The sequence below is a fragment of the Stenotrophomonas sp. YJH_SMC_131 genome, assembly GCF_059367975.1.
This window is the reverse complement of record NZ_JCAFRJ010000003.1, coordinates 451,020-472,254: the sequence shown is the minus strand read 5'-3', so window position 1 is coordinate 472,254 and position 21,235 is coordinate 451,020. Positions and strand designations below refer to the sequence as shown.

Below are 21,235 nucleotides of genomic sequence, written 5' to 3'. Positions count from 1 at the left end.
AGGCGACGCGGCCGGGGCGTCGCCCGATAGAATCGGCCCATGGACGATTCGAACCTAGCGACTACGATCAGCCAACTGCTTGGTCGTGATCCGCTGCCACCTAACCGGGCCGCCGCCCTGTTGGAATCCCTGGCCTGCCGCCATGGAATCGATCCGCGCTTTGTCTATTGGTGGGCAAGCAAGGCGTCGGCTGATCAGACGATCCAATACGACAGTAGCGATGAAGGCCTTTCCTGCCTGGCTGAACTGCTGGCGGGAGTGAACGGTGAAATGCTTCTGGTAGCGTCAGATGAGTGCGCATTGCCGTGGCCGATCTGGACTCTACAGGCAAGTGAACTGATTCCGTTGCTTGGCGAGTTGCCGTTCTTCGAGTATTTCGTGGTGCTGGATGGCGGCTCTGCGCTGCTGTTCGACACCCACCACAACACCCTGGTGATCAGTCGCGAGTGACCCTTTCGGTGTCATCGCGGACGGAATAGACCCATATCAATGACGGAGTCGGGCACGCTCGACGCAACGAACGAGCGGGTGAGCGTGGAGCCGGCCAGCGGCCGGCACTACCAGGGGTCAGAATCCGTGCCGCTTACGCAGGCGGCGCGCGATCGCGGCGCGCACGTACACGCCATACACCACGCCGAACACGAAGCCGCCGATGTGCGCCCACCAGGCCACCATGCCGAAGCTGGGGCCGATATGGGCGAACACCACCTGCAGCGCGGCCCAGACGCCGATCAGCAGGTAGGCCGGGGCGCGCACGAACTCCAGGAACAGGCCCAGCGGGATCACCACGCCCAGCCGGGCACCGGGGAACAGGGCCAGATAGGCGCCGATCAGCGCCGACACCGCGCCGCTGGCGCCGATGATGATCTGGTCCGGGCTGCCCATGGTGTAGATCGCCACCAGGTTGGACACCGCGCCGCCCACAAGGAACAGCAGCAGCAACCGCCACGGCCCCAGCACCCGCTCGGCGGGGAGGCCGAAGATCAGCAGGAACACCAGGTTGCCCAGCAGGTGCGACCAGTCGGCGTGCAGGAACAGCGCAGTGAACAGGCGCAGCACGCTGCCGTCCTGCAGGGTCGCCCACCAGTCCAGCGGACGGGTCAGGCCGGTGGACAGGGCGCCCCAGTCCAGCCAGAGACTGCCGCGGGCATCGTCCGGGCGCGAGATCGACCACAGGAATGCCAGCCACAATGACGCGAACAGCACGGGCGTGGCCCAACGCAGGGCCGCCTTCTTGCGCGACGGGAGGGAGACGAACATGCCAATAGCCTAGCGTGCGGCCACGTTCGGTGGGGACGGTCCTGTTCAGCTTTTGAGACGAAAAAACCGCCTGCGCTGTTATTGTTTCATTAACAGCTCTGGGTAATACTCGCATACGGCGTCGTATGTCGGGAGGGGAATCCGGCGCGCTCCGATGGGTCCCAGGACCCGGCGGGCGCAGGCGCACTCAGAGCACCATCACCGCTTACCGGAGAGAGAACTACGATGCAAACCGCTTCCACCATTGCCCGACTGACCCTGCTGGCCGTCGGCGTTGCCGGTGCGCTGGCCGCCGCCGATGCCAATGCTGCCGCCTTCCAGCTGAAGGAAAACAGCGCCAAGGGCCTGGGCCGCGCGTTCGCCGGCTCCACCTCGACCGAAGGTGACGCCTCGGTCATCGCTACCAACCCGGCGTCCATGCGCCTGCTCGACGGCACCCTGGTCCAGGGCGACGTCAGCGCCATCAGCTTCGGCGCCAAGTTCCGCGGCCAGGGCAAGTACGCCAACGGCGCGCCGATTTCCGGTGGCAACGGCGGCGACGCCGGCATGATCGCCCCGGTTCCGGCCGCGTACTTCCACGTGCCGTTCGGCGAGAACGACAACATGCACTTCGGTGCTTCGCTGACCGTGCCGTTCGGCTTCAAGACCGAATACGACCGCGACTGGGTCGGCCGCTACAACGGCGTCAAGACCGAGCTGCAGGCCATCGACCTGGGCGTGGCGTTCTCCTATGACGTCAACCCGTACCTGTCGTTCGGTGCGTCGGTGTTCGCCGAGCGCCTGAACGTCGACCTGACCAGTGCTGTCGACACCGGCACCGCGATCAACGCCACTGCCCAGCGCACCGCTGCGGCGCGTGTGTTGGCTGCCGGCGGCACCGCAGCCCAGGCTGCGGCGGCCTCGCAGGCCGCTGCACGCCAGGCCGCCCAGCTCGGCTTCTCGCCGGGCACCGCCGATGGCTACCTGCGCATCAAGGGCGATGAAGTGTCGGTCGGCTACACCCTGGGCATGACGGTCACCCCGGTGGAAGGCACCAACATCGCGTTCAGCTACCGCTCGAAGGTCGAGCACAAGATCACCGACGGCAAGGCCGATTTCACCATCCCGCAGAATGCGGCGGCCTTCCTGGCCACTGCTGCCCCGGGTACCTTCATCGACAGCAACGGTCGCGCGACCATCACCCTGCCGGCCAGCGCCACCGTGGGCTTCACCCACCGTGTGAACGACCAGTGGCAGATCATGGCTGAAGTCACGCGCACCGCGTGGAGCAAGTTCGACCAGGTCGTCGTCGATTACGACTCCAACCAGCCGGACAGCGTGCTGCCGTTCCACTACCGTGACACCACCTTCGCGTCGATCGGTACCGATTTCCGCGTGAACGACAAGCTGACCCTGCGCGGCGGCCTGGCCTATGACCAGACCCCGACCACCGATGCCCACCGCGACGTGCGCGTGCCGGACACCACCCGCAAGTGGCTGTCGCTGGGCATGACCTACGCCGCTTCGGACAAGATGGAATACAGCGTGGGCTACACCCACCTGTTCACCAAGGATCCGAACATCACCTCGACCTCGGCCACCGGCAACACCGTGACCGGCAAGTACAAGGTCAGCGGCGACGTGCTGGCGGCGTCGATGCAGTACAAGTTCTGATTCGGGCGATTGCCTGGAGCAGTACGAAGGAGGCCCCGCGCAAGCGGGGCCTTTCTTTTTGTAGGGACGGGCCGGGGCGTCCACGCAGCGCACGGATCCACGACAATAGCGACATGAACCTGTCCGATCCGAACTTCCAGCTGGAGCTGGCTGCCAACATTGCCGTCGCCGGCTCGATCCTGCTGGCCGGCCGCAACAACGTGCACACCTGGTGGCTGGGCATCGTCGGCTGCGCCTTGTTTGCTGCCGTGTTCGAACGATCGCATCTGTATGCGGACATGGTGCTGCAGTTCTTCTTCATCGCCATCAGCGTGCTGGGCTGGTGGCAGTGGCTGCGTGGTGACCATGGCGCGCCGTTGCCGATCACTTCATTGCGGCCGCGCGCCTGGGCCTGGCTGGCGCCGCTGGCGGTAGTGGCCACGTTCGGCTACGGCTGGATGCTGACCCGCCTGACCAATGCCTATGCGCCGTACATCGATTCGGCGGTGCTGGTGTTGAGTGTGATCGCGCAGATCCTGATGATGCGACGCAAGCTGGAATCGTGGTGGGTATGGCTGCTGGTGAACACCGTTGCGGTGCCGCTCTACTACAGCCGTGGCCTGCACCTGACCTCGATCCTGTATGTGGGCTTCTGGATCAACGCGCTGGTCGCCTTGCGCCATTGGCGGCACCTGATGCGGGACGAGGCCAGGGCGGCCGATGCCGCTGCCTGAGCGCGTTGCACGCGGCCTGGTGGTGGGCAAGTTCTGCCCGCTGCATCGCGGCCATGAACGACTGATCGACTTCGCCGCCACGCGCTGCCAGCAGCTGCTGGTGATCGGCTGGTCGCAGCCGGGCTTTGCCGGCTACAGCGCTGCGCGCCGCGAGCGCTGGCTGCGTGCGCGTTTCCCGCAGGCCACGGTAGCGGTGCTTGACGACGCGCGACTGGCCGCATTGTGCACGCAGCATGGCTTGCCGGTGCGAGCGCTGCCGCAGGACAGTGATGACGAACAGGTGCAACGTGACTTTACCGCCTGGCTGTGCCTGAACCTGTTCGGTGGGCCGGTGCAGGCGGTGTACACCGGTGAGGACTACGGTGACGGCTTCGCGCAGGCGCTGGCCACGCACTTCGGTGCGCCGGTACGCCATGAGCGGCTCGAACGCGCATTGGACGTCGGGCAGGCCTGCGGCACCGAGCTGCGCAGCGATCCGCATGCGCATCGCCATGGGCTCGCACCGCAGGTGTATGCCGACCATGTACAGCGCGTGGCCTTCATCGGTGGCGAGTCCAGCGGCAAGACCACGCTGGCCCGCGTGCTGGCCGAGCGTCTGCAGACTGTCTGGGTGCCGGAGTATGGCCGCACGGTGTGGGAGCAGCGAGGCGGAGAGCTGACGCCGGGCGATCTGCTGCGCATCGCAATGACACAGCCACAGCACGAAGACGAAGCTGTGCGGCGTGCGCATCGCTGGCTGTTCTGCGATACCACGCCGCTGGTGACGCTGGGCTACAGCGGCTGGATGTTTGGCACGGCGCCGCAGCCGCTGCGGCAAGCGGCACGACGACGCTACGACCTGCTGTTCCTGTGCGCGCCGGATATTCCGTTTGACCAGGATGGCACGCGCGTGGGCGAAGCTTTCCGGGCGCAGCAGCATGCGTGGTACCTGGAGCAGCTGCAGGCAGAGGGTGTCGCGCATGTGCTGCTGGAAGGCGATCTGGAGACGCGCATCGCACGCGTGCAGGGCGAGCTGGCGAAGCGGGCGGACAATCGGTTCAGTGTCGCCTTGCCTCTGTAGAGCCGAGCCCACGCTCGGCTGCGCCAGAAAAGCCGAGCATGGGCTCGGCTCTACAGCCAGGAAAGCCGAGCGTGGGCCCGCCTCTACAGGAAGCAAAGCACAAAAAACCCCGCGCTCGCGGGGTTTTTTGTTTACTGCATCAAGCAGGCGATCAGTCGCCCAGGGTCAGCAGCGAGGCGTTGCCGCCGGCGGCGGTGGTGTTCACCGTCACCGTCTTTTCGGTAGCGAAGCGCAGCAGGTAGTGCGGGCCGCCGGCCTTCGGGCCGGTGCCGGACAAGCCCTGGCCGCCGAACGGCTGCACGCCGACCACCGCGCCGATCTGGTTGCGGTTGACGTAGACGTTGCCGACGTGGACGCCGTTGCTGATGCGATCAACGGTCTCGTCGATGCGCGAATGCACGCCCAGGGTCAGGCCGTAGCCGGTGGCATTGATCTGGTCGATCACCGCGTCGAGCTGGTCGCCCTTCCAGCGGATCACGTGCAGGACCGGCCCGAAGATTTCCTTGTGCAGCTGGCCCAGGTCCTTCAGTTCATACGCGCGCGGTGCGAAGAAGGTGCCATTGGCCGCTTCGGCGGACAGCTCGGCGGCCGCGATGAGGCGCGCTTCGCGGTCCATGCGCTCGGCGTGGTCCTGCAGGATCTTCAGCGCGTCGGCGTCGATCACCGGGCCGACGTCGGTGGACAGCAGGCCCGGGTTGCCGACCTTCAGTTCCTTCATCGCGCCGGCCAGCATGGTCATCACCTTGTCGGCGATGTCGTCCTGCACGAACAGCACGCGCGCGGCCGAGCAACGCTGGCCGGCGGAGGTGAAGGCCGAACCGATCGCGTCCTTGACCAGCTGTTCCGGCAGCGCCGAGGAGTCGGCGATGAAGGCATTCTGGCCGCCGGTCTCGGCGATCAGCACACCGATGGCGGCGTCACGCGCGGCCATGGCGCGGTTGATCGCACGTGCGGTGTCGGTGGAGCCGGTGAAGGCCACGCCGGCCACGCGCGGGTCGGCGGTCAGTGCGGCACCGACGGTGGCGCCGTCGCCCGGCAGGTACTGCACCACCTCGGCCGGCACGCCAGCTTCGTGCAGCAGCTTCACCGCGTAGTAGCCGATCAGGTTGGTCTGTTCGGCCGGCTTGGCGATGACGCTGTTGCCGGCGGCCAGTGCAGCGGCGACCTGGCCCAGGAAGATCGCCAGCGGGAAGTTCCACGGGCTGATGCAGACGAACACGCCGCGGCCGTGCAGCTGCAGCTCGTTGGACTCACCGGTCGGGCTGGGCAGCTTCTCGGCGTGGCTGAACTGCTCGCGCGCCTGCTTGGCGTAGTAGCGCAGGAAGTCCACGGCTTCGCGCACTTCGGCGATGCTGTCGGGCAGGCTCTTGCCGGCTTCCTTCACGCACAGCGCCATGAACTCCGGCATGCGCGCTTCCAGCTGGTCGGCGGCGTGCTCGAGGATGGCGGCGCGGCTGGCGGCCGGGGTGCGGTTCCAGGCCGGCTGCGCGGCTACGGCATTCGCCAGCGCCTTCTGCACGGTGGCGGCATCGGCGGCCAGCCACTGGCCGACCACTTCGCGGGTGTCGGCCGGATTGGTCACCGGCAGCGAGGCGCCGGCCGGGTTCGCACCCGGCACCAGCGGGGCGGCCTGCCACGGCTTCACGGCCGCGTTGAGCTGCTCGGCGAGGGCGCGCAGTTCGTTGTCGTTGGCGAGGTTGGCGCCCATGGAGTTCTTCCTGTCGTGGTTCTGGCTGCGCAGCAGGTCTACCGGCAGCGGGATCTTGGGATGCGGAATCGAAGCGAACGAGGCGACCATCTCGACCGGATCGCGGATCAGGTCGGCGATCGGCACGCGCTCATCGGTGATGCGGTTGACGAAGCTGGAGTTGGCGCCGTTTTCCAGCAGGCGGCGCACCAGGTACGGCAGCAGGTCTTCATGCGAACCGACCGGGGCGTACACGCGGCAGGGCAGGCCCAGGCGATCGGCCGGCACCACTTCGGCGTACAGGTCATCGCCCATGCCGTGCAGCTTCTGGTGCTCGTACACGCCACCGTTGGCGATGCTGCGCACCGCAGCGATGGTGTGCGCGTTGTGCGTGGCGAACATCGGGTAGATCGCGTCGACATGGGTGAACAGGCGCTTGGCGCATGCCAGGTAGGACACGTCGGTGTTCTGCTTGCGGGTGAACACCGGGTAGCCCGGATAGCCTTCGATCTGCGCGCGCTTGATCTCGGCATCCCAATAGGCGCCCTTGACCAGGCGCACCTGCAGGCGGCGACCGGCGCGGCGCGCCATGTCGGCCAGGTGGTCGATCGTGTACGGCGTGCGCTTCTGGTAGGCCTGCACGACCACGCCGAAGCCGTCCCAGCCGGCCAGCGAGGCGTCGGAGAACACCTGCTCGATGATGTCCAGCGACAGTTCCAGGCGGTCGGACTCTTCGGCGTCGACGGTGCAGCCGATGCCGTAGCTCTTGGCCAGCTGCGCCAGCTCCAGCACGCCCGGCACCAGGTCCTTCAGCACGCGCTCGCGCTTGGCGTGCTCGTAGCGCGGGTACAGCGCCGACAGCTTGATCGAGATGCCCGGTGCGTTGTTGACGTCGCCATCCGGGCGGCCGCCGCGGGCCTTGTGATCACCGCCGATGGCGTGGATCGCGCGACGGTAGTCTTCCAGGTAGCGCAGCGCGTCCTTCATGGTCAGCGCGCCTTCGCCCAGCATGTCGAAGGAGTAGCGGTAGTTCGCGTTGTCGCCCTTGTGCGAGCGCGACAGCGCCTCGCTGATGGTGCGGCCCATGACGAACTGGTGGCCCATGATCTTCATCGCCTGGCGCACGGCCAGGCGCACCACCGGCTCACCGACGCGGCCGACCAGGCGCTTGAACGCGCTGGGCGCATCGGCGCGGGTGGCGTCATTCATCTGTACCAGCTTGCCGGTCAGCATCAGGCCCCAGGTGGAGGCGTTGACCAGCACCGAGTCGCTGCCGCCCAGGTGCTTTTCCCAGTCGGCATCGGCCAGCTTGTCGCGGATCAGCTTGTCGGCGGTGTCCTGGTCCGGAATGCGCAGCAGCGCTTCGGCCACGCACATCAGCAGCACGCCTTCTTCGCTGCCCAGGTCGTACTGGCGCATGAAGGCTTCGATCGCGCCCTGGTCCTTGGCACGCACGCGCACGCGGCCGACCAGGTCGGCGGCCAGCGCCTGCACCCTGGCCTGCTCGTCGGCCGGCAGCCGGGCCTGCGCCAGCAGCTCGCGGACGTGGCTGGCCTCGTCCTTCAACCAGGCATCGGTGATGGCCTGGCGGAACGGGTTGGGGGGCGCCGGCAGTTCCGGCGACAGCAGCACGCCGGGACGCTGGGCGTCGCTGGCGGCAGGGGAGGAGGAAGGTGCGTTCATGCCGGTCCGGCCAATGGAAAACTTGGCGATTTTAATCATTTTTGCGGGTTGCGGAAGTGCCCCACAGCCACCTTCGTGAAGGGCTGATAGCCCCTAACGGTGGTGTATTCAGCGTGTTCAGCAAGCCCGGCAATATTTGTGCTGAATTCGGCATTCGCGCCGCCGACCCCATGCTGTGTTGCAGCATGGGAAAAAGTGTGAATGCACCCTTGCTACCGGCGAGAGGGCGGGGCTACCATCGAGACGTTTCCCGCGGCAGGAACGCGGTTGCGACATGATCGAGGTGCTTCCAGCTCCGGATGGGTCAGGTACGCAGCTGCGGCTGCGTCCCCCACGGGCGCTCGATGCCCGGCAGTTCGTCCTGTTGTTCACCGTGTTGTCGGGTGCGATGTGGCTGGTGTCCGCCCTCGGGTGGTTGGCCGGCAATGCATTCGCCCCCCTGTTCGCGCTGCTGTACAGCCTGGTGCTGGCGGCGGCACTGCGTGCCTTGTGGCGCAGCGGTGAACGGCAGGAGGAGATCCGGGTAGTGCCGGCGTACGTGGAGGTCATCCCCGTACCCGGTGGATCGCCGGTGTTCCGGGCCCACCCCCACTGGGTGCGCCTGCTCACCGGCGATGAGAGGGTCCGGCTGGCATCCAGCGGCCGGCAGGTGGAGGTGGGGAGTTTCCTCGCGCCGGCCGAACGTCAGACGCTCGCAGAGACACTTGAAAGCTTGCTCGCCGCCAGCGATGGCGGCAACCGACGACGCTAAGGGTCTAGGCAATGAAGCAAAGCAGCAGGTGGGGCACGAAGTGCGTTGCAGTGGTCACCGCCATGGTGGCCGGGGGACTGATGCCGGCGTTGGCCTGGGCCCAGGCGGCCGATCCCAAGCCGTGGCAGCTGAACATGGGCAAGGGGGTGACCCAGACCTCGCGCCTGGCCTGGGAATCGAACAATCTCTCGTTGATCATCTGCACGGTGATCGGCGTCATCGTGTTCGGCGCGATGGCCTACGCCATCTTCAAGTTCCGCAAATCCAAGGGGGCAGTCGCCGCCACCTTCAGCCACAACACCAAGGCCGAGATCATCTGGACGGTGATCCCGGTGATCATCCTGATCGTGATGGCGTGGCCGGCCACGGCCAACCTGATCAAGATGTACGACACCCGCGATGCCGAGATGACGGTCAAGGTCACCGGCTACCAGTGGATGTGGAAGTACGAATACCTCGGCGAGAACGTCACCTTCACCAGCCGACTGGACCGCGAGTCCGACCGCGTGCGGCAAAGTGGCATCGTGCCGACCCGTGAAAGCCATCCGCACTACCTGCTGGATGTCGACAACCGGCTGGTGCTGCCGGTCGACACCAAGGTGCGCTTCGTCATCACCTCCGACGACGTGATCCACGCCTGGTGGGTGCCGGCGCTGGGCTGGAAGCAGGATGCCATTCCCGGCTTCATCAACGAAGCCTGGACCAGCATCGAGCAGCCTGGCGTGTACCGCGGCCAGTGCGCCGAGCTGTGCGGAAAGGACCACGGCTTCATGCCGATCGTGGTCGAGGCGGTGTCCAAGGAGGAATTCAAACAGTGGCTGGCGCAGCGCAAGCCGGCGCCGGCTGCCGCGCCGGCCACGCCTGCGGCACCTGCCGAACCGGCTGCACCGGCGGGCGAGGCGCCGGCTGCGCCTGCTGCTGCAGAAGCGGCCAGCGCACCTGCCACTGCAGCCAGCGGCGCGTGATGTAAAGCCCGCGGCCGCCCGCGGCCGTGGTGACAACCGATTCTGAGAGGTGTTTTGCAATGGCGCACTCGGCAGTTGGGCACGACGATCACCATCACCAGCAGAGTTTCTTCGAGCGTTGGTTCTTCTCGACCAACCACAAGGACATCGGCACGCTGTACCTGGGTTTCAGCTTCATCATGTTCATCATCGGTGCGGCGATGAGCGTGGTGATCCGCGCCGAGCTGGCACAGCCCGGCCTGCAGTTCGTCAAGCCCGAGTTCTTCAACCAGATGACCACCGTGCATGCGCTGGTGATGATCTTCGGTGGCGTGATGCCGGCCTTCGTCGGCCTCGCCAACTGGATGATCCCGCTGCAGATCGGCGCGCCGGACATGGCGCTGCCGCGCATGAACAACTGGTCGTTCTGGTTGCTGCCGGTGGCCTTCAGCCTGCTGCTGCTGACCCTGTTCCTGCCCGGTGGTGCGCCGGCTGGTGGCTGGACGCTGTATCCGCCGCTGTCGCTGCAGGGCGGCTACAACGTGGCCTTCAGCGTGTTCGCTATCCACGTGGCCGGCATCAGTTCGATCATGGGTGCGATCAACATCATCGCCACCGTGCTGAACATGCGTGCGCCGGGCATCGACCTGCTGAAAATGCCGATCTTCTGCTGGGCCTGGCTGATCACCGCGTTCCTGCTGATCGCGGTGATGCCGGTGCTGGCCGGTGCGGTGACCATGCTGCTGACCGACAAGTTCTTCGGCACCAGCTTCTTCAACGCCGCCGGTGGCGGTGACCCGGTGATGTACCAGCACATCTTCTGGTTCTTCGGGCACCCCGAGGTCTACATCATGATCCTGCCCGCCTTCGGCGTGGTCAGCGAGATCATCCCGACCTTCAGCCGCAAGCCGCTGTTCGGCTACCAGGCGATGGTATACGCCACCGCGGCGATCGCGTTCCTGTCGTTCATCGTCTGGGCCCACCACATGTTCACCGTGGGCATGCCGCTGGGCGGCGAGATCTATTTCATGTTCGCCACCATGCTGATCTCGATCCCGACCGGCGTGAAGGTGTTCAACTGGGTCAGCACCATGTGGCGTGGCTCGCTGACGTTCGAGGCACCGATGCTGTGGTCGGTGGCGTTCGTCATCCTGTTCACCATCGGTGGCTTCTCCGGCCTGATGCTGGCCATCGTGGCGGCCGACTTCCAGTACCACGACACCTACTTCGTGGTCGCGCACTTCCACTACGTGCTGGTGACCGGTGCGGTGTTCGCGCTGATCGCCGCGGTGTACTACTGGTGGCCGAAGTGGACCGGGCGCATGTACAGCGAGAAGTGGGCCAAGGTGCACTTCTGGTGGTCGATCGTGTTCGTCAACCTGCTGTTCTTCCCGCAGCACTTCCTCGGCCTGGCCGGCATGCCGCGCCGCATTCCCGATTACAGCGTGGCGTTTGCCGACTGGAACCTGATCAGCTCGATCGGTGCGTTCGGCATGTTCGTCACCCCGTTCATGATGGCCGCGATCCTGCTGTCCTCGCTGCGCAACGGCGAGAAGGCCGAAGCGCGTTCCTGGGAGGGTGCACGCGGCCTGGAATGGACGCTGCCGTCGCCGGCACCGGCGCACACCTTCACCACCCCGCCGACCATCCGTCCGGGGGATCTGGCGCATGACGACATCACGCATTGAGGTGGGGCATGCATAACGAGAGCCCGCTGCAGACCTGTAGAGCCGAGCCATGCTCGGCGGATGAGAAGCAGCCGACCAGCGGTCGGCTCTACCAGGGCGGAAGCATCGAGCAGCAGCGCCAGCGTGCGAAGCGCACGGCGGTGTGGGTCGGCGCCATCGCTGTGCTGGTCTACGTCGGCTTCATCCTCAGCGGGGTGATCGGCCGATGAGCGAGGCACCGGCCAGCACACCGTCACGCAGTGCCGGGCTGCCGCGCCTGATCGGCGTGGCGGTGGCGGTGTTCCTGCTGACGTTCTCGCTGGTGCCGCTGTACCGCATCGCCTGCGAGAAGGTGTTCGGCGTGCGCCTGGAACGCGGTCCCGGTGGCGAAGCCAGCGCAGGTGCCGCGGCCGGCAAGCGCACCGTGCGGGTGGAGTTCGATGGCGGCGTCAATTCGCGACTGCCGTGGTCGTTCCATCCTGAGCAGCTGACCATGGACGTGGTGCCCGGCGAGCTCAACGAGGCGCTGTACTTCGCCCGCAACGACAGCGCAGCTGCCGTGGTCGGCAGCGCGGTGCCTTCGGTGGCACCGGCGCGTGCGTCGGGCTTCTTCAGCAAGACCGAGTGCTTCTGTTTCACCGCGCAGACGCTGCAGGCCGGCGAGAAGCGCGACATGCCGGTGCGCTTCATCGTCGATCCGGACCTGCCGCCGGAGATCAGGACGATCACCTTGTCCTACACCTTCTACCGCAACGACGCGCTGTCCGATCGGCTGGCCCCGGCCGCCACCTCGGACGGCGCGCACGCCGCACCCTGACCCGGATACCGACATGGCCCAGACACCGACCGACGCCAACGTGTACTTCGTCCCGGCCCAGAGCAAATGGCCGTTCGTGGGTTCCATCGCCATGATGGTGACCATGGTGGGCGTGGCCAGCTGGCTCAACGATGCCAGCTGGGGACGCTGGACGTTCTACATCGGCATCGCGATGCTGGTGCTGACCCTGTTCTGGTGGTTCAGCGACGTGGTGCGCGAATCGCAGGCCGGCAACTACAACCACCAGGTCGACGGATCATTCCGGATGGGGATGATCTGGTTCATCTTCTCCGAGGTGATGTTCTTCGGCGCGTTCTTCGGCGCGCTGTTCTACACCCGCAACCTGGGCCTGTCGTGGCTCAGTGGCGAAGGCCGTGGGGTCATGACCAACGAGCTGCTCTGGCAGGGCTATTCCGCCGGATGGCCGACCAATGGCCCGGCGGCGATCGGTGGCGCGTTCCAGACCATCCCGGCCTGGGGCCTGCCACTGATCAATACGTTGATCCTGTTGACCTCCGGCGTGACCCTGACCATCGCCCACCACGCACTGAAGGCCGGCAACCGCCGCCAGCTGCTGATCTGGCTGGGCCTGACCGTGGTGCTCGGCCTGGGCTTCCTGACCCTGCAGGCAGAGGAGTACATCCATGCCTACAAGGAACTGAACCTGACGCTCGGCTCCGGCATCTACGGGTCGACGTTCTTCATGCTGACCGGCTTCCACGGCGCGCACGTGCTGCTGGGCACGATCATGCTGATCGTGATGTGGCTGCGTTCGGCCAAGGGACACTTCACCCGCGACAACCATTTCGGTTTCGAAGCCGCCGCGTGGTACTGGCACTTCGTCGACGTGGTGTGGCTGATGCTGTTCCTGTTCGTCTACGTGCTTTGATCAGGCGCGCATCGGTGGTCTCAGCCGCCGATGCCGTGTGGTTTGATCCAGCCCATGTAGATGCTCACGATCACCAGCAGGATCAACGCTACCGACACCGCGATGCGGCGCGTCAGTGCATTGACCGTGCGCTTGGTCTGGCCGCGGTCGACCAGCAGGTAGTACAGGCCGGCGCCCAGATTCCAGACGATGACGATCAGAAACGCGATTACCAGCAGGGTCTTCAGCGAATCACTCATGCGCGGCTCGAGGGCAGGGTGGATGTGCCTATCTGACCGCGTTTGCGCGGACTTGTCATGATGCGCCAGCACACGCGCGTGTTCGGATGGTTGCTGGCCGTGCTGGCGATGGCCGGATTCACCGCATTGGGGCTGTGGCAGCTGCAGCGCATGCATGCCAAACAGGCAATGTTGGATGCACAGGGTCCAGCCGTGGCACAGGCGTTGCCGCTGTCGCAGGCCCTGGCGGCGCCCGGCGCGTTGCACGGCGTGGCCGACCACGGTCGCTTCCTGCCCGGCGTGGTACTGCTGGACAACCAGATCCGGCATGGCCGCGCCGGCGTGAAGATCTATCGCCCCTTCCGCAGTGACGACGGCAGCGTGCTGCTGGTCGACCTCGGTTGGCGTGCGCTGCCGCCGGATCGCACGCTTCCGGAGGTGCCGTCGCCGCCTTCGCCGGTGGCCGTGCGCGGGCTGCTCGCGCCGCCACCGTCGGCGGGACTGCTACTGGGCCCGGCGTTCTCTGCTACCGGTGAGGCCGGGCGCTGGCTGGCCAGCCGGTTGCCGGACGACGGGCTGGCGCGCGCGCTGGGGCTGCAGGCGCTACCCGACCGCGTGCTGAGGCTGGACCCGGCGCTGCCCTTTGGCGACGAGCGCGATCTGGACCTGCTGCCGAACACGCTGCCGCCTCAGCGCCACCTGGGCTACGCCGTGCAGTGGTTCGGGCTGGCACTAACCGTGCTGGTGGTGGCCGTGGTGCTGGAGCGGCGGCGGAGGCGCGTGATTACCCGGTAGTGCCGGCCGTTGGCCGGCAACCCCCGCAATCCTGGATGCCGGCCAGCGGCCGGCACTACCGGCATCCCCTACCCAACCATGAGAAAATGCCCCGCATGAACACTGCTACGTCCCCGCAGGCGCGCGGTTCCGGCCGCCGGACCCTGGTGCTGCTGTTTGCCGTGTTCTTCGGGGCGATGGCACTGGCCGCCGTGCTGCGCTTCTCCGGTTGGCAGCCGACCGGGCACCGCAATGCCGGCCAGCTGCTGAAGCCGCCGGTGGACCTGCGCCAGCAGGCGCCGACCCTGGCCAGCGGCCAGTCCTACCCCTGGAACCCCGAGGCCCGTACCTGGCGCCTGCTGGTGGCGCCGGCCGGTGCCTGCGACGCGCAGTGCGTCACTTTGTCGCAGGGACTGGGCAAGGTGTGGCAGCTGTTCGGCCATAACGCCGATAATGTCGAGATCCTGTGGCTGGGTACACCACCGGCGTCGATCGCCTCGCTGCCCGCGCTGCGGCCGCTGGCTCCGTCGCCAGCCCTGCGCGCGGCGTTGCCGGGCGTCGACGATCCGGCGGGACTGCCGGTCTACGTGATCGATCCGAACGGCTTCGTGATCATGCGCCATGCCCCGGGTTCCGACCTCGGCGGCCTGCGCAAGGACATGGCCACGTTGCTGAAACTGAAGTGAGTCCCGTTTGATGAGCCTTTCCGCGCGTCCGGCGCTGCACCGCAATTTCCACCGCCTGGCGTGGTTCGCCATGATCATGACCGCGAGCACGATCATGTTCGGCGCCTTCGTGCGCCTGTCCGATGCCGGCCTGAGTTGCCCGGACTGGCCGACCTGCTATGGCCAGGCCACCTGGCCGCAGCACGTGGAAGAGACCATCGGCCACCCGGCGGCGGAGATCCGCCCGCTGGAGACCCACAAGGCCTGGCGAGAACAGGTGCATCGCTTCCTGGCCGGCGCGCTGGGCATCGAGATCCTGACCCTGGCGCTGCTGGCCACGCGCAAGCGGCGATTCGGAAGCACGGCGGTGGTGACCGCCTGCGTGCTGGTGGCCGCCGGCATACCGCTGTACATGATGGGCTGGCACGGCACCGCCAGTGCCCTGGCCTTGACCGGCGAGGCGATCCTGCTGATCGCCGCGCTGCGCTGGAGCAACATCGATCTCGCACGTGCGGCGCTGCTGACCTTGGCGGTGGTGATCTTCCAGGCCCTGCTGGGCATGTGGACGGTGACCCTGCTGCTCAAACCCATCGTGGTGATGGGCCATCTGCTGGGCGGCATGCTGATGTTCGGCCTGCTGGTGTGGATGGCCTGGCGCGCGACGCACATGCCGATCACCCTGGCTGAAGCGCCGAAGCTGAAGTGGCTGATGCGCATCGGCGTGGCGGTGCTGGTTACCCAGATCGCGCTGGGTGGTTGGGTCAGCGCCAACTACGCCGCACTCGCCTGCGGCGGTGGCAGCGCCTCGCTGGACAACTTCCCGCGCTGCGCCAACCAGTGGTGGCCGCAGCACAACTTCGTCGAAGGCTTCACCCTGTGGCGCGGCATCGGCGTGGATTACGAAGGCGGTGTGCTGGATGGCGCTTCGCGCATCGCCATCCAGATGGCGCACCGCCTGTTCGCGGTGGTGGTGGCCGTCTACCTGCTGTGGCTTGGCGTGCGCCTGTTCCGGTTGCCGAGCATGCGTGGCTGGGCCAGCGCGCTGATCGCGCTGCTGGTGCTGCAGGTCACGCTCGGCATCCTCAACGTGAAGCTGGCGCTGCCGCTGGAAGTGGCCGTGGCCCACAACGGCGTGGCCGTTGCCCTGTTGTTCGTACTGGTCAGCCTGCTGGCCCGCCTGCGTGCCCCGGACTGATTCCATGTTTTCCAATTACCGCCAGTACTGGGACCTGACCAAGCCCAAGGTCGTCGCCCTGATCGTCTTCACCGCCCTGGTCGGCATGGTCCTGGCCATCCCCGGCGTGCCGAGCTGGGAGCAGGTGCGCGCCGGCCTGCTCGGCTTCCTCGGCATCTGGCTGGCGGCCTCGGCCGCGGCCGCCATCAACCAGCTGCTGGACGCGCACATCGATGCGCAGATGGCGCGCACCTCGTGGCGCCCGCTGGTGGTGGGCAAGGTCAAGCCGTGGCAGGTGCTGGTGTTTGCCGGCGTGCTGATCGTGCTGTCGATGACCCTCCTGGTGCTGTGGGTGAACCTGATCACCGCAGTGCTGACCTTCGCCTCGCTGATCGGCTACGCGGTGATCTACACCGTGTACCTCAAGCGTGCGACCTCGCAGAACATCGTCATCGGTGGCCTGGCCGGCGCGATGCCGCCGATGCTGGGCTGGGCCGCAGTGACCGGCATGCAGGGTTCGTCGGACTGGGCGTACTCGTCGCTGCTGGTGCTGATCATCTTCATCTGGACCCCGCCGCACTTCTGGGCGCTGGCGATCTTCCGCCGCGAGGATTACGCCAAGGCGGAGATCCCGATGCTGCCGGTGACCCACGGCGTGGCGCATACCCGCAAGCAGATCATGGTGTATTCGGTGGTGCTGGCGCTGGTGTGCCTGCTGCCGTACCTGGTGGGCATGAGCGGTGCGTTCTACCTGGGCGGCGCGATCGTGCTCAACGCCGTGTTCCTCTGGTACGCCTGGCGCATGCTGAACCCGCCGGACGAGCTGTTCTCGATGAAGATGTTCTATTACTCCATCGTCTACCTGATGGCGCTGTTTGCCTTCCTGCTGGTGGACCACTGGATCCTGCCCTGGCTGTGACCTCGGGGTCGGATCCCCGAAGGGGCTCTGACCCCACCTGATCGCGCGGACATCCTCGCATGACGTGGATCACCTTGAACCGCCGTCTCGGCGTCGCCATTGCTGTTCCTGACCCCAAGGAAAGGAAGCAGCAGGGATGCATTCGTTCTTCCGTTGGACCACCGCGCTGATGCTGGCGCTGGGCATGGCCGTGACCGCGCATGCCGACGACACTACCGCGCAGATCCGCCAATACGCCGCTGGCCATCGCATGCTGGTGCTGGGCGAATTCCACGGCACACGCGAGACGCCACTGCTGGTGCGGCAGCTGGTGGACGACTACAGCCGCAATGGCGCGCCGGTCCTGCTGGCGCTGGAACTGCCACGCGCCGAGAACCCTGTGCTGCGCGACTATCTGGAATCCGATGGCGGGGCCGCGGCGCGCCGGCACCTGCGCGGCCGCGCGTTCTGGACCGTGCGCGATGACCAGCATGATGGTCGCCGCAGCCGCGACATGCTGGCGATGATCGAAGGCCTGCGTGTGCTGAAGGCGCAGGGGCGCGTGATCGAAGTGGTTGGCTATGACGTCAATGCCAGCAGTGGCGGCAACCAGGCGCGCGATGACTTCATGGCAGCCGAATTGCGACGGCTCTATCGAGGGTTGCCAGACAATGCACGCATGCTGGTGCTGACTGGCAATGTCCACGCCATGCTGCGGCGGCCGGAAGGTATGCCGCCGGAAATGCAGAGGCGGCCGATGGCCTCCCAGCTGCGGGACCTGGATATCTACAGCGTGCGGTTGGGTGCGCTGCGTGGCCAGGCGTGGGCGTGCGCGGACCGTTGCATGGCGCGGCCACTTCCAGAGCAGGTGGCCCCGCGGCTGCGGGGCGATACCCATGCGGAACGGGCGTACGACCTGTGGGTGTGGATGCCGGAGCTGAGCGTCGGCACGCTCGTGGATCCGTAGCGTCAGGCAACCCATCCACGCATGGCGTGGATCTACTGTGGTTCACGCCATCCGTGGTATGGAGTAGATCCACGCCATGCGTGGATGGTCTACCCGGAACAACCCGCGCGCCCTGTCAGGGCTTGCGCCGCGCATACCGCTGCGCGATCACGCCGCAGACGATCAGCTGGATCTGGTGGTAGATCATCACCGGCAGCACGATGGCGCCCAGGCTGCCGCCGGCGAACAGCACCTTGGCGATCGGCACGCCGGTGGCCAGGCTCTTCTTCGAGCCGCAGAACACGATGGCGATCTCGTCCTCGCGGTTGAAGCGCAGGCGACGGGCGATGAAGGTGATCAGCGGCATGGCGATGCCCAGCAGCACAGCGGCCACGATGGCCACAGCCAGCAGCGACAGCAGCGGGGTCTTGCTCCACAGGCCTTCGGTGACGGCTTCGCCGAAAGCCGAGTACACCACCAGCAGGATGGTGGCCTGGTCGGTGTAGCGCAGCAGCGCGCGCTGGCGTTCCACCCAGCCGGCAATCCACGGCCGCAGCAGGTGGCCAGCCACGAACGGCACCAGCAGCTGCAGCATGATGCCGCCGATCGCATGCAGCGGATCATGGATGCCGCCCGAGGTGCCGGCCAGCGCGGTCAGCAGCAGCGGGGTCAGGAACACGCCGAGGATGCTCGACAGCGAAGCGCTGCACACCGCTGCGGGCACGTTGCCATGCGCCATCGAAGTGAACGCGATGGACGACTGCACGGTGGAGGGCAGGGTGCACAGGAACAGCACGCCCAGGTACAGCTCCGGGGTCAGCAGCCAGCCCGACAGTGGCTTGAACATCAGCCCCAGCAGCGGGAACAGGATGAAGGTGCAGGCCAGGATGGTCAGGTGCAGCCGCCAGTGCAGCATGCCGCCGATGATCGACTCGCGCGGCAGGCGCGCGCCATGCAGGAAGAACAGTGCAGCGATGGCGACGGTGGTGACATCGTCGAGGACGATGGCGGCGGCGCCCTTCATCGGCAGCAGCGAGGCCAGGCCGACGGTGCACAGCAGGGCGAGGGTGAAGTTGTCCGGTCGCAGGCGCGACCACCAGCGGGTCATGGTGGGCAGGGTCCTTGGTGCGGAGGGTTCAGGGCGAGGTGACCGGCGTTGCCAGGCGTTGGCGGGTGGCGGCTTCCAGCGACTTCAGGCCAGCACGCTGGCCCAGCTGAAGGGCCTGTTCGGGGCTGGCATGTTCGTACCGTGCATTGACCAGGCCGAGCACGGCGCCGGCGCGGTTGCCGGACGCACAGTGCAGCAGCACCGGCCCCTGGCTCTGCTGCAGGGCCAGGTGCACGGCGCGCACGTTGGCCGTATCCAGGCCATCGGCGCCGGCCACCGGAATGCGCACGTAGCGCAGGCCCAATGATTCGGCGACGCGGGTTTCATCGAAGCCCCGGTCCTCGCCGGGCTGGCGCAGGTCGATCACAGTGCGCACGCCCTGTGCAGCCAAGGCCTGCAGCTGTGCGGCGCTGGGCTGGCCGCCGGCATACAGGCCGGGGCGGACTTCGTTGAGGGGCGCGTCTTCGGCCAGGGCCGTCAGTGACAGGCAGAGCGACAACAACAGCAGGCAGGTCAGGCGCAGCAGCATGGTCTTCTCCGTGAAAACGTTCTGCCGCTACAGGCGCAGTCCGGCGCGCGCCTTCAGCAGCTCGCGCAGTTCGTACTTGTCAGTATCGTCCAGGCCCTGCTGGCGCTGCTTTGCCAACAACTCCTCCAGACGTTGCACCAGCAGCTGTTTCTCCAGCTGTGCCACTGCGTCGTGCAGTTCCTGGGTCCAGCTGGCCTCGGTGCCGGGCAGCGTCTGTGCGGCCAGGGTATGCAGCGAGGCCTGTTCCTCCCGCCCGTCGAAGTGTTCCAGCAGGGCGCCGGTACTGATGTCCGGGCGCTGTTCGACCAGCCCCAGCAGCTCCAGCAGCAGTTCCACGCCGGGCAGGCGCAGGCCCTGGAAGTGGTGCTTGCCGCCCAGCGTCAGCGCCAGCGACGGCTGCTGCAGCAGTACGGCGATCGCGCCGCGCACCAGGCTGCGCTTGGCCACGGGCTGGATCGTCCGCTGCGGCTGGCGTTGCGGCATCGGCGCGCGCGTGGCCTGGGCAGTACCGCCCAGGCCGGTCAGCTGCGCCAGCTGCTGCTTCATCAGGTCGCCAAAGGCGCCGTCGGGAATCTGCGCCAGCATCGGCTTGGCGCGTTCGGCCAGGCGTGCCTTGCCATCGAGCGTGCCCAGGTTGATCTCGCGGGTCAGTTCGTCGAAGAAGAACTGCGACAGCGGCGTGGCCTGCTTCAGGCGTTCGTTGAAGGCCTCGGCGCCTTCCTTGCGCACGATGGTGTCCGGGTCCTCGCCATCGGGCAGGAACAGGAAGAACGCCTGGCGGCCATCCTTCATGCGCGGCAGCACCGATTCCAGCGCCTTCCAGCCGGCGCGGCGGCCGGCGGCGTCGCCGTCGAAGCAGAAGAACACGTCCGGTGCGTTGCGGAACAGCAGCTCGGCATGGTCCGGCGTGGTCGCGGTACCCAGCGTTGCCACCGCCTGGGTGACGCCGAACTGGAACAGCGAGACCACGTCCATGTAGCCCTCGACCACGATCAGCCGCTCGATCTTCTGGTTGGCCTGGCGCACCTGCCACAGGCCGTACAGTTCGCGGCCCTTGTGGAACAGCGCGGTCTCGGGCGAGTTGAGGTACTTGGGGCCGTCGTCCTTCTCGAACACGCGGCCGCCGAAGGCGATCACCCGGCCACGGCGGTCGAAGATCGGGAACATCACCCGGTCGCGGAACTTGTCGTAGACGTGGCCGCGGTCGTTCTTGGAGAACAGGCCGGCGCGGTCGAGCAGCTTCATGCGCCGCTCGTCCTTGCCCAGCGCGTCGCGCAGGCCGCTGTAGCCATCCGGTGCGTAACCGATCTGGAAGCGTGCGCGGTTCTCTTCGTCCACGCCACGCCCATCCAGGTAGCTGCGGGCCTTCTCGCTGCCCTCCAGGTTCTTCTGGAAGAACTTGGTCGCCGCGTCCAGCGCCGAGTACAGCTCGCGGCTGTCGTCCTGCTGCTGCGGGCTGCGCGGATTCTCGTTGCGCGGCACTTCCATGCCGGCGCGCTTGGCCAGTTCATCCACCGCGTCGAGGAACTCGAGGCGGTCGTAGTTCATCAGGAAGCTGATCGCGGTGCCGTGCGCGCCACAGCCGAAGCAGTGATAGAACTGCTTGGTGGGCGAGACCGTGAACGACGCCGAGCGCTCGTCATGGAACGGGCAGCGGGCGGCGTACTCCTTGCCCTGGCGCTTCAACGGCACGCGGCTGCCCACCACCTCGACGATGTCGGTGCGGGCGAGCAGGTCGTCGATGAAAGCGTCGGGGATACGGGCCATGGGCAACAGGGCAGGGCGCGGTGCAGGACCAC

21 protein-coding genes are annotated in these 21,235 nt (G+C 66.8%); 15 read left to right on the top strand and 6 right to left on the bottom strand.

All coding sequences use genetic code 11. The annotated features are described in order from the left end of the window. Positions 1–39: 39 nt before the first annotated feature. Positions 40–450, top strand: a complete 411-nt coding sequence (locus AC5P56_RS09560; RefSeq protein ID WP_164077706.1) for a hypothetical protein — start codon at positions 40–42, stop codon at positions 448–450. A gap of 117 nt (positions 451–567) precedes the next feature. Here the strand turns inward: AC5P56_RS09560 and AC5P56_RS09555 are convergent, their stop codons facing one another. Continuing rightward, a complete protein-coding gene (locus AC5P56_RS09555) occupies positions 568–1,260 on the bottom strand; it encodes a rhomboid family intramembrane serine protease (protein ID WP_005414994.1) in 693 nt (230 codons plus the stop codon). 225 nt (positions 1,261–1,485) lie between these two features. Between AC5P56_RS09555 and AC5P56_RS09550 the strand changes: the two genes are divergently transcribed. The 3 genes from AC5P56_RS09550 (at position 1,486) to AC5P56_RS09540 (ending at position 4,686) form a co-directional block, all read left to right on the top strand. Then, a complete protein-coding gene (locus AC5P56_RS09550) occupies positions 1,486–2,913 on the top strand; it encodes an outer membrane protein transport protein (RefSeq protein ID WP_049419231.1) in 1,428 nt (475 codons plus the stop codon). Positions 2,914–3,026: 113 nt separating this feature from the next. After that, positions 3,027–3,626 (top strand): nicotinamide riboside transporter PnuC, encoded by a 600-nt coding sequence (gene pnuC, locus AC5P56_RS09545; protein ID WP_014645686.1) that lies wholly within the window; start codon positions 3,027–3,029, stop codon positions 3,624–3,626. Then, positions 3,613–4,686, top strand: a complete 1,074-nt coding sequence (locus AC5P56_RS09540; RefSeq protein WP_197575136.1) for an AAA family ATPase — start codon at positions 3,613–3,615, stop codon at positions 4,684–4,686. Before pnuC ends, AC5P56_RS09540 begins: the two co-directional genes overlap by 14 nt. A 151-nt stretch (positions 4,687–4,837) precedes the next feature. Here AC5P56_RS09540 and putA read toward each other — a convergent pair whose 3' ends face one another. Then, a complete protein-coding gene (gene putA, locus AC5P56_RS09535) occupies positions 4,838–8,056 on the bottom strand; it encodes a bifunctional proline dehydrogenase/L-glutamate gamma-semialdehyde dehydrogenase PutA (protein WP_197606834.1) in 3,219 nt (1,072 codons plus the stop codon). 274 nt (positions 8,057–8,330) lie between these two features. On the opposite strand from putA, the gene AC5P56_RS09530 reads away from it, so the two are divergent. Genes AC5P56_RS09530 through AC5P56_RS09505 form a run of 6 tightly spaced genes read left to right on the top strand, consistent with a single transcriptional unit; the run spans position 8,331 to position 13,124 of the window. After that, a complete protein-coding gene (locus tag AC5P56_RS09530; protein WP_014645689.1) occupies positions 8,331–8,807 on the top strand; it encodes a DUF2244 domain-containing protein in 477 nt (158 codons plus the stop codon). 11 nt (positions 8,808–8,818) lie between these two features. After that, positions 8,819–9,772, top strand: coding sequence for a cytochrome c oxidase subunit II (gene coxB, locus AC5P56_RS09525; protein ID WP_046428202.1), 954 nt, complete (start codon positions 8,819–8,821; stop codon positions 9,770–9,772). Between the two features lie 59 nt (positions 9,773–9,831). Continuing rightward, complete coding sequence (gene ctaD, locus AC5P56_RS09520) at positions 9,832–11,439, top strand: cytochrome c oxidase subunit I (RefSeq protein WP_004153896.1); 1,608 nt, start codon at positions 9,832–9,834, stop codon at positions 11,437–11,439. An 8-nt stretch (positions 11,440–11,447) separates the two neighbouring features. Continuing rightward, on the top strand, positions 11,448–11,648 hold the full coding sequence (locus AC5P56_RS09515) for a hypothetical protein (protein ID WP_032957755.1): 201 nt from the start codon (positions 11,448–11,450) through the stop codon (positions 11,646–11,648). Then, positions 11,645–12,235, top strand: a complete 591-nt coding sequence (locus tag AC5P56_RS09510) for a cytochrome c oxidase assembly protein (RefSeq protein WP_014645692.1) — start codon at positions 11,645–11,647, stop codon at positions 12,233–12,235. The genes AC5P56_RS09515 and AC5P56_RS09510 overlap by 4 nt, the downstream gene beginning before the upstream one ends. Positions 12,236–12,248: 13 nt before the next feature. After that, positions 12,249–13,124 carry a cytochrome c oxidase subunit 3 gene (locus AC5P56_RS09505; protein ID WP_005407793.1) on the top strand — a complete coding sequence of 292 codons (876 nt, stop codon included), beginning with the start codon at positions 12,249–12,251 and terminating at the stop codon, positions 13,122–13,124. Between the two features lie 20 nt (positions 13,125–13,144). Here the strand turns inward: AC5P56_RS09505 and AC5P56_RS09500 are convergent, their stop codons facing one another. Beyond that, positions 13,145–13,363, bottom strand: coding sequence for a twin transmembrane helix small protein (locus AC5P56_RS09500; protein WP_005412025.1), 219 nt, complete (start codon positions 13,361–13,363; stop codon positions 13,145–13,147). A gap of 57 nt (positions 13,364–13,420) precedes the next feature. On the opposite strand from AC5P56_RS09500, the gene AC5P56_RS09495 reads away from it, so the two are divergent. The 5 genes from AC5P56_RS09495 (at position 13,421) to AC5P56_RS09475 (ending at position 17,820) form a co-directional block, all read left to right on the top strand. Continuing rightward, positions 13,421–14,137 carry an SURF1 family protein gene (locus AC5P56_RS09495; RefSeq protein ID WP_069118093.1) on the top strand — a complete coding sequence of 239 codons (717 nt, stop codon included), beginning with the start codon at positions 13,421–13,423 and terminating at the stop codon, positions 14,135–14,137. A 95-nt stretch (positions 14,138–14,232) separates the two neighbouring features. Next, the gene (locus AC5P56_RS09490) at positions 14,233–14,802 is read left to right on the top strand and encodes a redox-active disulfide-containing membrane protein (protein ID WP_046428212.1); all 570 of its coding nucleotides are present in this window, start codon (positions 14,233–14,235) and stop codon (positions 14,800–14,802) included. Between the two features lie 10 nt (positions 14,803–14,812). After that, positions 14,813–15,976 carry a COX15/CtaA family protein gene (locus AC5P56_RS09485; RefSeq protein ID WP_041863006.1) on the top strand — a complete coding sequence of 388 codons (1,164 nt, stop codon included), beginning with the start codon at positions 14,813–14,815 and terminating at the stop codon, positions 15,974–15,976. A gap of 4 nt (positions 15,977–15,980) precedes the next feature. Further along, on the top strand, positions 15,981–16,874 hold the full coding sequence (gene cyoE, locus AC5P56_RS09480; RefSeq protein ID WP_032957764.1) for a heme o synthase: 894 nt from the start codon (positions 15,981–15,983) through the stop codon (positions 16,872–16,874). Between the two features lie 136 nt (positions 16,875–17,010). Then, on the top strand, positions 17,011–17,820 hold the full coding sequence (locus tag AC5P56_RS09475) for a hypothetical protein (protein ID WP_032957767.1): 810 nt from the start codon (positions 17,011–17,013) through the stop codon (positions 17,818–17,820). 115 nt (positions 17,821–17,935) lie between these two features. Here AC5P56_RS09475 and AC5P56_RS09470 read toward each other — a convergent pair whose 3' ends face one another. Genes AC5P56_RS09470 through dnaG form a run of 3 tightly spaced genes read right to left on the bottom strand, consistent with a single transcriptional unit; the run spans position 17,936 to position 21,203 of the window. Beyond that, complete coding sequence (locus AC5P56_RS09470; RefSeq protein WP_032957769.1) at positions 17,936–18,907, bottom strand: bile acid:sodium symporter family protein; 972 nt, start codon at positions 18,905–18,907, stop codon at positions 17,936–17,938. A gap of 28 nt (positions 18,908–18,935) precedes the next feature. Continuing rightward, positions 18,936–19,436: a protein tyrosine phosphatase family protein gene (locus AC5P56_RS09465; protein WP_032957770.1), complete on the bottom strand. Its 501-nt coding sequence runs from the start codon at positions 19,434–19,436 to the stop codon at positions 18,936–18,938. Between the two features lie 27 nt (positions 19,437–19,463). After that, on the bottom strand, positions 19,464–21,203 hold the full coding sequence (gene dnaG, locus AC5P56_RS09460) for a DNA primase (RefSeq protein ID WP_032957772.1): 1,740 nt from the start codon (positions 21,201–21,203) through the stop codon (positions 19,464–19,466). Between the last annotated feature and the right edge of the window lie 32 nt (positions 21,204–21,235).

Coding starts and splice junctions, on each gene's coding strand:
- AC5P56_RS09560 (WP_164077706.1), top strand. CDS start 40: ATGGACGATTCGAACCTAGCGACTACGATCAGCCAACTGCTTGGTCGT.
- AC5P56_RS09555 (WP_005414994.1), bottom strand. CDS start 1,260: ATGTTCGTCTCCCTCCCGTCGCGCAAGAAGGCGGCCCTGCGTTGGGCC.
- AC5P56_RS09550 (WP_049419231.1), top strand. CDS start 1,486: ATGCAAACCGCTTCCACCATTGCCCGACTGACCCTGCTGGCCGTCGGC.
- pnuC (WP_014645686.1), top strand. CDS start 3,027: ATGAACCTGTCCGATCCGAACTTCCAGCTGGAGCTGGCTGCCAACATT.
- AC5P56_RS09540 (WP_197575136.1), top strand. CDS start 3,613: ATGCCGCTGCCTGAGCGCGTTGCACGCGGCCTGGTGGTGGGCAAGTTC.
- putA (WP_197606834.1), bottom strand. CDS start 8,056: ATGAACGCACCTTCCTCCTCCCCTGCCGCCAGCGACGCCCAGCGTCCC.
- AC5P56_RS09530 (WP_014645689.1), top strand. CDS start 8,331: ATGATCGAGGTGCTTCCAGCTCCGGATGGGTCAGGTACGCAGCTGCGG.
- coxB (WP_046428202.1), top strand. CDS start 8,819: ATGAAGCAAAGCAGCAGGTGGGGCACGAAGTGCGTTGCAGTGGTCACC.
- ctaD (WP_004153896.1), top strand. CDS start 9,832: ATGGCGCACTCGGCAGTTGGGCACGACGATCACCATCACCAGCAGAGT.
- AC5P56_RS09515 (WP_032957755.1), top strand. CDS start 11,448: ATGCATAACGAGAGCCCGCTGCAGACCTGTAGAGCCGAGCCATGCTCG.
- AC5P56_RS09510 (WP_014645692.1), top strand. CDS start 11,645: ATGAGCGAGGCACCGGCCAGCACACCGTCACGCAGTGCCGGGCTGCCG.
- AC5P56_RS09505 (WP_005407793.1), top strand. CDS start 12,249: ATGGCCCAGACACCGACCGACGCCAACGTGTACTTCGTCCCGGCCCAG.
- AC5P56_RS09500 (WP_005412025.1), bottom strand. CDS start 13,363: ATGAGTGATTCGCTGAAGACCCTGCTGGTAATCGCGTTTCTGATCGTC.
- AC5P56_RS09495 (WP_069118093.1), top strand. CDS start 13,421: ATGATGCGCCAGCACACGCGCGTGTTCGGATGGTTGCTGGCCGTGCTG.
- AC5P56_RS09490 (WP_046428212.1), top strand. CDS start 14,233: ATGAACACTGCTACGTCCCCGCAGGCGCGCGGTTCCGGCCGCCGGACC.
- AC5P56_RS09485 (WP_041863006.1), top strand. CDS start 14,813: ATGAGCCTTTCCGCGCGTCCGGCGCTGCACCGCAATTTCCACCGCCTG.
- cyoE (WP_032957764.1), top strand. CDS start 15,981: ATGTTTTCCAATTACCGCCAGTACTGGGACCTGACCAAGCCCAAGGTC.
- AC5P56_RS09475 (WP_032957767.1), top strand. CDS start 17,011: ATGCATTCGTTCTTCCGTTGGACCACCGCGCTGATGCTGGCGCTGGGC.
- AC5P56_RS09470 (WP_032957769.1), bottom strand. CDS start 18,907: ATGACCCGCTGGTGGTCGCGCCTGCGACCGGACAACTTCACCCTCGCC.
- AC5P56_RS09465 (WP_032957770.1), bottom strand. CDS start 19,436: ATGCTGCTGCGCCTGACCTGCCTGCTGTTGTTGTCGCTCTGCCTGTCA.
- dnaG (WP_032957772.1), bottom strand. CDS start 21,203: ATGGCCCGTATCCCCGACGCTTTCATCGACGACCTGCTCGCCCGCACC.